Raw genomic sequence first — 8158 nt, 5'->3', positions numbered from 1 at the left:
CGTCATGACGAGCCGACTCGGCGATGATCCCGGTCAGGACGAGCCGACTCGGGGCGGGGTTCTCAGGCCCACTTGACCGCGGTCTCCTCGGCGACGCGAGGGAGGCGGTCGAACCACGGGTTCTCGCCGGGGTGGCCGATGTTGACGATCATCTTGGTGGTCCAGTGACCCTCGGGGAAGAACTCCTTGTCGACGCCCGCGGTGTCGTAGCCCGCGATCGGGCCGGCGGCGAGACCTGCCGCGCGGACGGCGAGGATGAACGCGCCCGCCTGCAGGCCGGCGGACCAGCCGCCTGCGCCGTGCCGCGCGGTCTCGTCGGACTCGAAGTAGTCCTTCATCTCGGGGCGGATCGGGAAGACCTTCGGGATCTCCTCGTGCCAGTTGTTGTCGTAGGCGACGATCGCGGTCGCCGGCGCGGCCTTGGTCTTCTCGAGGTTGCCCTCGGCGATGTGGGGAAGGAGGCGCTCCTTGCCCTCGGCGGTGCGCACGAACACGATCCGCAGCGGCTGGGTGTTGGCCATCGTCGGGGTCCAGCGGGTGAGCTCCCAGATGTCGGCGAGCTCCTCGTCGGTCACGGGCGTCTCGGCGAAGGTGTTGGACGTGCGGGCGCCGGTGAAGACGATCTCGCGGCCGCGCGCGTCCAGCTTCTCGAGGGCAGGGGTCTCAAGCACAGTGGTGTCGGTCATGTCGCTCTGAACTCCGGGGTTGCTAGGGATATTCCGGTTACTTCGAAAATAGTAGTTCCTCAGGATTCGGGCAATCCCTGTACCCTGGACCCATGCCCGCGACGAAGCCCGTGCACGATCCCCAGGTGTGCAACGCAGCGCTCGTTCGGGCCTTCGACTTTCTCGGCAAGCGCTGGAACGGCGTGATCCTCGGCAGCCTGACCCAGGGCCCCCTCGGGTTCGCCGAGCTCAAGCGCGCGGTGACCGGCATCAGTGACTCGATGCTCTCCGAGCGGCTCAGCGAGCTGGCCGGTCTCGGCCTGCTCGCCCGCGAGGTCGACCCCGGTCCGCCGGTCGCGGTCCGCTACGCGCTGACCGGGTCCGGTGACGCGCTCGCGCCGACCCTCAACGCGCTGACCGAATGGGCCGGCACCCACCTCCCGCCCGGCCGCTGCTCCGAGGACTGACCGGTCCACCGACGACTCCGGCCCGCCACCGGATGGTGACGGGCCGGAGTGCTGATGATCCTCAGTGCTTGAACGCCCTGCCGAGGTCGAGGAAGACGGTTTCCCCAGTGGCGTCGTCGAGGCCGTCGTTGTCGGTCACCGCGTAGGCGTGCCCGTCAGCGCCGACCGTGAAGCCCTCGAGCTTCTCCTGGGTCCACCCGTGGGTGCTCTGCAGCGCAGGCAGCAGGTCGTACGCCAGGTGCTTGCGCAGCGGCTTCACGGGGCTGAGCCCGGTGGTGCCCGTCCGGGGCACGTCGACGGTGTAGACCCGCTTGATCGCGGCCGTCGTGCCGTTCTGCTTGTCGCGCTCGATGACGGCGAGGGTGTCGCCGTCGATGGCGGTGATCTCGGAGAGCCCGACCCAGTCGCCGGCCACCGAGGTCGGTTCCAGGCCGTAGCCGAACCACGTCCATTCGCCCGTGGCCGGGGTGTAGCGGCCGATGCGGGCGGTGCTCGCGCCGTCCACACCGGGCTTCTTCGCGGTCGAGTCGGCCCACAGCGGGCGCTGCAGCGCGACGTACACCTGCTCGGAGGCGCGCCTCCCGGTCACCGTGACGCCCTCGAGGCCCCACTTGCCGACCTTCTCGGCGATCTCCGCGGGCAGCGGGACCGTCTCGGCGATCCGGCCGTTGCGGTCGAGGCGGAGCAGGGCGTTCCCGGCGCCGGTCGCCCCCTCGTCCGCCACCCAGAAGCCGCCGCCACGGCGAGCGGCCAGGCCCTCGATGTCGAGATCCTCGGCGACCTCGCCGGAGGAGTCGGTGACCTCGAGCACGTCGCGGATCACGGCAGGGGAGCGGCGGACGTCCAGGGTGTAGATACGGCCGGTGGCGTAGGCGGCGTCGCTGGCGGCGTAGAGCTTCCCGGGGTCGCCGGGGACCTTGGAGAGCGCACCCAGCGCACCCCAGCCGATCGGCTTGCCGTCCTGAGAGGCCGACTCGACCGTCGGGAAGGTCGCCGACGACTTCCGCCCGAAGCCGTAGAGCGAGACCGTGGCCCGCACCAGGTCCTCGGCCGAGTCCTCCTCCGAAGAGATCGCCAGCAGGTTGCGCGACGGGATCGGCAGCAGCCCCTCAGGTCCGTTGGTCGCCGGCAGCACCTGCGTGAACTTCGGGGACGACGGCGTACGCATGTCGTAGACGGCCACGAAGTTGCTGCGCTCCGAGCCCACGAAGGCGTACGGCACGCCGCCGAAGGTGTCGAAGGCCAGCCCCTCGGGCTCGGCGCCCTTCTTGGCGGCGCGGGCGTCGTTGTGCAGGCCGTGCTTCGTGGCGAGGTCCTCGAAGCTGGATCCGGCGTCCCAGACGACCTCGCCGGTCGCGGCGCGGAAGACGGTCCAGCCGCGGGTGCCGCCCTTCCAGTCGCCTTCGTTCGCCGTCGCGACCAGCCCGGACCCGACCCACTGGATCGAGTCGGGCTCGCGCGGCGCGTCGATGGTGTCGACCGGGTTGAAGCGGCCGTCCTTGGTCACGTCCACGCCGTCGACGACCGCGTTCCCGGCGCTCCACGCCGTCTCGACGGTCGCGGACGGGAGGTCGATGATCGCGACGCCGTTGTTCTCCTGGAGGGTCAGCGCGAGCTGGTTATCGGCATTGATGTCGACGTACTCCGGCTCGGCGTCCTCCGGCGTGTCCAGCCCCGTCAGCACCGACGCGGACAGCGCCACGTCGGTGATCGACCACGCGTCCGGCGTGCCGGCCAGGCTGACCACCTTGACCGAGCCGGCCGGCGCCTGGGGCAGGTCGCCCTCCTCGCCGCCGGCGGGGGTGGCGGCCTCGTTGCGCTGGTTCTCCATCGCGATCGCGGCGTACGTCCCGTCCGGGCTGACCGCGATCGAGTCCGGCTGGCCGCCGAGATCGTACGAGGCCACCTCCTCGTGCGGCGCGGTCAGCGAGATCACGTCGATCCGTCCGGCACGGGTGCCGACGGCAGGCTCCTCGTCCTCCCACTCGGTGTCCTCGAGACCGGGGTAGGTGGACTCGTCCACGACGACGAGCGCGTGGTCGCCCACGATCGAGACCGACGTGGGCGAGCCGCCCTTCCCGCCGGAGACGTCGTGGCTGCCGAGGCCCTCGGGAGCCGAGGGGTCGGTGATGTCCAGGAAGCCGATCCGGCCACCGGCAGCGTCGGTGTAAGCCAGTGTCTTCCCGTCCTCGGAGACGGCCGAGATCTCGGCGACGGTCGCAGCGGCCGGGTCGACCCCGGCAGGCACGTTCTGGAAGACGGGATACGTCGCGAGCCGGCTGAACTCGCCGTGCCGGCCGGGTCCAGCGGCGGCGGTGCCGCCGAGGACGGTCATCATCGAGACGCCCAGGCCCCCGATGGCCAAGGCGCCGATACCGGCCAGCGTGAGTCGGTTGTGCAGGAGTTGCATGTCGGGGTTCCTCTCGGAAAATCATTTACCGGGACGAACGATCTCGGCGGCACCGCGCGCCGAGGCGTCACGTACGTGGCATCTGGCCGACTCCCCGATGAACACCAGGTGGGCAACCCCCGGCGCGCCCCTACTGTCCGGTTAACGTTCCAATCGCCAGGCCCATCCGGCCGAGTAATAGGCTGACGGACATCACCCCCCAAGTAATCAATCCAGTCCTGACCCAGGAGTAGTTCAGTGGCTTCGATCGACGCCGTAGGCGCCCGCGAGATCCTCGATTCGCGAGGCAACCCGACTGTGGAAGTTGAGGTCGTCCTCGACGACGGCACCTTCGCCCGCGCCCAGGTCCCCAGTGGTGCCTCGACCGGAGCCTTCGAGGCCGTCGAGCTGCGTGACGGTGGCGAGCGCTACGGCGGCAAGGGCGTGCAGAACGCCGTCACCGCCGTCGTGGAGACCCTCGCCCCCGCGATCGAGGGCTTCGACGCCGACGACCAGCGCGCCATCGACCAGGCGATGATCGAGGCCGACGCGACCCCCAACAAGGCCAAGGCCGGCGCCAACGCGATCCTCGGCGTCTCGCTCGCCGTCGCGAAGGCCGCCGCCGACTCGGCCGGTCTCTCCCTGTTCCGCTACGTCGGTGGCCCCAACGCCCACGTGCTCCCGGTCCCGATGCTCAACATCCTCAACGGTGGGTCCCACGCGGACTCCAACGTGGACATCCAGGAGTTCATGATCGCGCCGATCGGCGCGCCGACCTTCGCCGAGGCGCTGCGCATGGGCGCCGAGGTCTACCACGCGCTCAAGTCGGTGCTGAAGGCCAAGGGCCTGGCCACCGGCCTCGGCGACGAGGGCGGCTTCGCGCCCAACCTCGAGTCCAACCGCGCCGCTCTCGACCTGATCGCCGAGGCGATCGGCAAGGCCGGCTACGAGCTCGGGAAGGACGTCGTGCTCGCGCTCGACGTGGCCGCCTCCGAGTTCTACCAAGACGGGGCCTACCTCTTCGAGGGCGCCAAGAAGACCGCCGAGGAGATGACCGCCTACTACGAGGAGCTCGTCGCGGCCTACCCGATCGTCTCCATCGAGGACCCCCTCGACGAGGAGGACTGGGACGGCTGGAAGGCGATCACCGACGCCATCGGTGACAAGACCCAGCTCGTCGGCGACGACCTGTTCGTCACCAACGTCGAGCGCCTCGCCCGCGGCATCGAGGGCGGCCAGGGCAACGCGCTGCTGGTCAAGGTCAACCAGATCGGCACCCTCACCGAGACCCTCGACGCGGTCGACATGGCCCACCGCGCCGGCTTCAAGACGATGATGTCCCACCGCTCCGGCGAGACCGAGGACACCACCATCGCCGACCTCGCCGTCGCCGTCGGGTCCGGCCAGATCAAGACCGGCGCCCCGGCCCGCTCCGAGCGGGTGGCGAAATACAACCAGCTCCTCCGCATCGAGGACGAGCTCGGCGAGGCCGCTCGCTACGCCGGCGCCTCCGCCTTCCCGCGCTACCAGGCCTGACCCCGTGCGCCGAGTCGGCGCGTCTGTCCCGGTTCCTGCCGCCGAGTCGGCGCAAATGTCCCACCGTTGTGGGGCAGATGCGCCGACTCGGCGTCATTTGGCGGAGCAGTAGCGCCGACTCGGCACGGCTCGGCGGGACAGATGCGCCGACTCGCTGGTCTCGGATGGGAGGATGAACGACGTGGCAACGCAGGGACCGGGACAGCAGAGTCAGAGCAGGCGTGTTCAACGATCCCGAGGCCCACAGGGTCCGGGGCGGCGACCACGTGCTCCCATCCCCGCCCGCCCGGCGTCGATCGGCGGCATCGAGGCGCTGCGCAAGCGGCTGCGCCGGCCGAAGCTGACCGGCCGGGCGATGATGATCATCGTGGTGGCCGCCGTGCTGGTGATCTCCTACGCCTCCTCGCTGCGCGCCTACCTCCAGCAGCGCCACGACATCAACGCGCTCCAGACCGAGATCGCCCAGCGCAAGGAGCACATCAAGCAGCTCGAGGAGCAGACCCGCCGCTGGGAGGACCCGGCCTACGTCCAGCAGCAGGCCCGGGAGCGGTTCGGGTTCGTGATGCCGGGGGAGACGGCGTACGTCGCCCTCGACGAGAACGGCGAGCGGATCCAGACCGAGCCGGAGCTCACCGACCCCGAGTCGGTGGGCAGTGCGGAGCAGCCGAAGGCGTGGTGGGACGATGCGTGGGGTTCCGTGCTGCTGGCCGGTGACCCGCCGGAGCAGACTGGAGAAGGGCCGGAGTCGGAGATCGACCCGCCCAAGCAGAAGAAAGACTGAAGACATGGCGATCGATCCCAAGGACGTGGCCGCGATCGCGGCACAGCTGGGACGCGAGCCACGGGGGATCCACGAGGTCGGGCACCGCTGCCCGTGCTCGCTGCCCGATGTGGTGACCACCGAGCCGCGGCTGCCCAACGGCACCCCGTTCCCCACGACCTTCTACCTCACCTGCCCGCGTGCCGCCTCGAAGATCGGCACCCTTGAGGGCACCCACGTGATGAAGGACATGGAGGCGCGGCTGGCCGAGGACGAGGAGCTCGCCGCGGCCTACGCCAAGGCCCACGAGGCCTACCTCGAGGCGCGCTACGAGCTCGGTGACCCGCCCGAGATCCACGGCATCTCCGCAGGTGGGATGCCGAATCGCGTCAAGTGCCTGCACGTCCTCGCCGGCCAGGCTCTGGCTCAGGGCCCGGGCGTCAACCCGCTCGGCGACGAGGTGCTCGAGCGCCTCGGTGAGTGGTGGAAGTCCGGTCCCTGCGTGGACCTGGAGCTGGAGGACGAGGAGCAGTGACTCGGTGACGAAGGTCGCTGCCATCGACTGCGGCACCAACACGATCAAGCTGCTGATCGCGACGGTCACCGCCGACGGCCTGACCGAGGACGTACGCGAGGCCCGCATGGTCCGCCTCGGCCAGGGCGTCGACCGCACCGGTGTGCTCGCCGAGGAGGCCCTGGAACGGGCCTTCGGGGCCATCGACGAGTATGCGGCGCTGATCCGCGAGCACGGCGTCGAGAAGGTGCGCTTCGTGGCCACCTCGGCCACCCGCGACGCCGCCAACGCGGCGACCTTCACCGACGGCGTACGCGACCGGCTCGGGGTCACGCCCGAGGTCGTCACCGGGGCCGAGGAGGCGGCGCTCTCCTTCGGCGGCGCGGCCCGCAACCTGCGCGGCACCCCTGCGCCGCCGGTGCTGGTCATCGACATCGGCGGTGGTTCGACCGAGCTCATCCTCGGGGAGACAGCAAGCGCAGAGAGGGAAGACGAGGATCACCGCGCGCTGCGCTCGCCGCGCGTCAGCGCGGCGGACAGCATGGACATCGGCTCCGTACGGCTTCATGAGCGTCACCTGCGCTCCGACCCGCCCACCCGGGATGAGATCGAGGCCTGCGTACGCGACATCGACGCCCACCTCGACGCCTGTCCGGTCGACCCGGCGACCGCCACGACCGTGGTCGCGGTCGGCGGCACCATGATCCAGCTGACCATGGGGCTGCTCGAGCTGGACGCGTACGACCGCACCGCGACCGACCACGCCGAGGTCTCGCCCGACGACGTCCACCGGCTCGTCGACCGGCTGCTGGCGATGACGGTCAACGAGCGGCTCGCGCTGCCCTGGATGCATCCGGGCCGAGCCGACGTGATCGCCGCCGGCGGCGTGATCCTCAGTCGGATCCTGAGGCGCTCGAACGTCGACTCTCTGCTCGTCTCCGAGTCCGACATCCTCGACGGAATCGCATGGTCCGTTAGAGACTAGGCATGTCGGGGGACTTGATCTTTGTGTTTGGCGCCTAGGTTTGGGTTCACCGGCGTTTGCCCATCAAACAGAACCAAAGCTGTCTCTCGGAAGGTCAAGAAGTGAAAAAGCTCATCCTGCTTGCCATCGCTGCCGCTGGTGTCGGCGTGCTGGTCAAGAACAAGTCTGAGCAGCTGAAGGCCGGCGCGAACAAGGTCACCAGCGACCCGCGCGTCCAGTCGGCCCTCGCGACCGCCTCGGAGAAGGCGGCGCCCTTGAAGGAGAAGGCTGCTCCTTATGCCGAGGTCGTGAAGGAGAAGGCGGGGCCCTACGCGGCCACCGTCAAGGAGAAGGCCAGTCCTTACGCCGAGCAGGCCAAGGAGAAGGTCTCGGCCGCGGCCGGGGTCGCCTCCGACAAGCTGCACCGGAACGGCTCCGTCCCGGAGTCCACCTCGGAGACCGCCACGACGGCCACTCCGGAGCCCGCCGCCGACCCCTTCGTCCCGGAGGCCCCGGCCGCTCCGGCGGCGCCGGAGTCGACCGGCTCGTCCTCGACCAGCGAGTACGGCGGCTACCCGCCCGCTCCGCCGGCGCCGTCGGCCCCGCAGGCCGGCGTCACCGGTGACCCGCTGACCGACCCGATCGCGCCCGCCGACCCCTACGCCACCGAGGTCCCGGCCCCGCCGGCCGAGTCCGACAAGGCGTCCGACCAGACCTCCTACGACGACCTGGGCGGCGGCGACACCGCGGTCAAGCCGACCCCGGAGGGCGCTCCGGAGTTCGCTCCCGAGCCGGTCGACCCCGCGGAGGAGCAGAAGACCGACAAGTGGTTCCGCGGCTGATCCGCGAGCCGTCGACACCCC

At 70.3% G+C, this 8158-nt stretch carries 8 protein-coding genes; 6 read left to right on the top strand and 2 right to left on the bottom strand.

Translation table 11 applies throughout. The annotated features are described in order from the left end of the window. Positions 1-62 precede the first annotated feature (62 nt). Entirely contained in the window at positions 63-686 is a 624-nt protein-coding gene (locus tag ACFVJS_RS24125; RefSeq protein ID WP_378885782.1) for a malonic semialdehyde reductase, read from the bottom strand. Between the two features lie 92 nt (positions 687-778). Here ACFVJS_RS24125 and ACFVJS_RS24120 point away from each other — a divergent pair, with 92 nt between their 5' ends. Next, positions 779-1132 (top strand): winged helix-turn-helix transcriptional regulator, encoded by a 354-nt coding sequence (locus ACFVJS_RS24120; RefSeq protein ID WP_378885780.1) that lies wholly within the window; start codon positions 779-781, stop codon positions 1130-1132. Positions 1133-1193: 61 nt separating this feature from the next. Here ACFVJS_RS24120 and ACFVJS_RS24115 read toward each other — a convergent pair whose 3' ends face one another. Then, positions 1194-3542, bottom strand: a complete 2349-nt coding sequence (locus tag ACFVJS_RS24115; protein ID WP_378885779.1) for an esterase-like activity of phytase family protein — start codon at positions 3540-3542, stop codon at positions 1194-1196. A 237-nt stretch (positions 3543-3779) separates the two neighbouring features. Here ACFVJS_RS24115 and eno point away from each other — a divergent pair, with 237 nt between their 5' ends. The 5 genes from eno (at position 3780) to ACFVJS_RS24090 (ending at position 8137) form a co-directional block, all read left to right on the top strand. Next, positions 3780-5057 (top strand): phosphopyruvate hydratase, encoded by a 1278-nt coding sequence (gene eno, locus ACFVJS_RS24110; RefSeq protein WP_378885777.1) that lies wholly within the window; start codon positions 3780-3782, stop codon positions 5055-5057. A 181-nt stretch (positions 5058-5238) separates the two neighbouring features. Next, complete coding sequence (locus ACFVJS_RS24105) at positions 5239-5838, top strand: septum formation initiator family protein (protein ID WP_378885776.1); 600 nt, start codon at positions 5239-5241, stop codon at positions 5836-5838. A 4-nt stretch (positions 5839-5842) separates the two neighbouring features. Beyond that, a complete protein-coding gene (locus tag ACFVJS_RS24100; RefSeq protein WP_378885774.1) occupies positions 5843-6352 on the top strand; it encodes a DUF501 domain-containing protein in 510 nt (169 codons plus the stop codon). Between the two features lie 4 nt (positions 6353-6356). After that, entirely contained in the window at positions 6357-7316 is a 960-nt protein-coding gene (locus ACFVJS_RS24095; protein WP_378885772.1) for an exopolyphosphatase, read from the top strand. Positions 7317-7417: 101 nt separating this feature from the next. Then, positions 7418-8137: a hypothetical protein gene (locus ACFVJS_RS24090; protein WP_378885770.1), complete on the top strand. Its 720-nt coding sequence runs from the start codon at positions 7418-7420 to the stop codon at positions 8135-8137. Positions 8138-8158 lie beyond the last annotated feature (21 nt).

Source organism: Nocardioides sp. NPDC057772, from assembly GCF_042798075.1.
In the GTDB taxonomy this organism is placed as follows: Bacteria; Actinomycetota; Actinomycetes; order Propionibacteriales; family Nocardioidaceae; genus Nocardioides.
The sequence above is the reverse complement of the archived record's forward strand: the minus strand, read 5'-3'. Positions and strand labels throughout refer to the sequence as shown.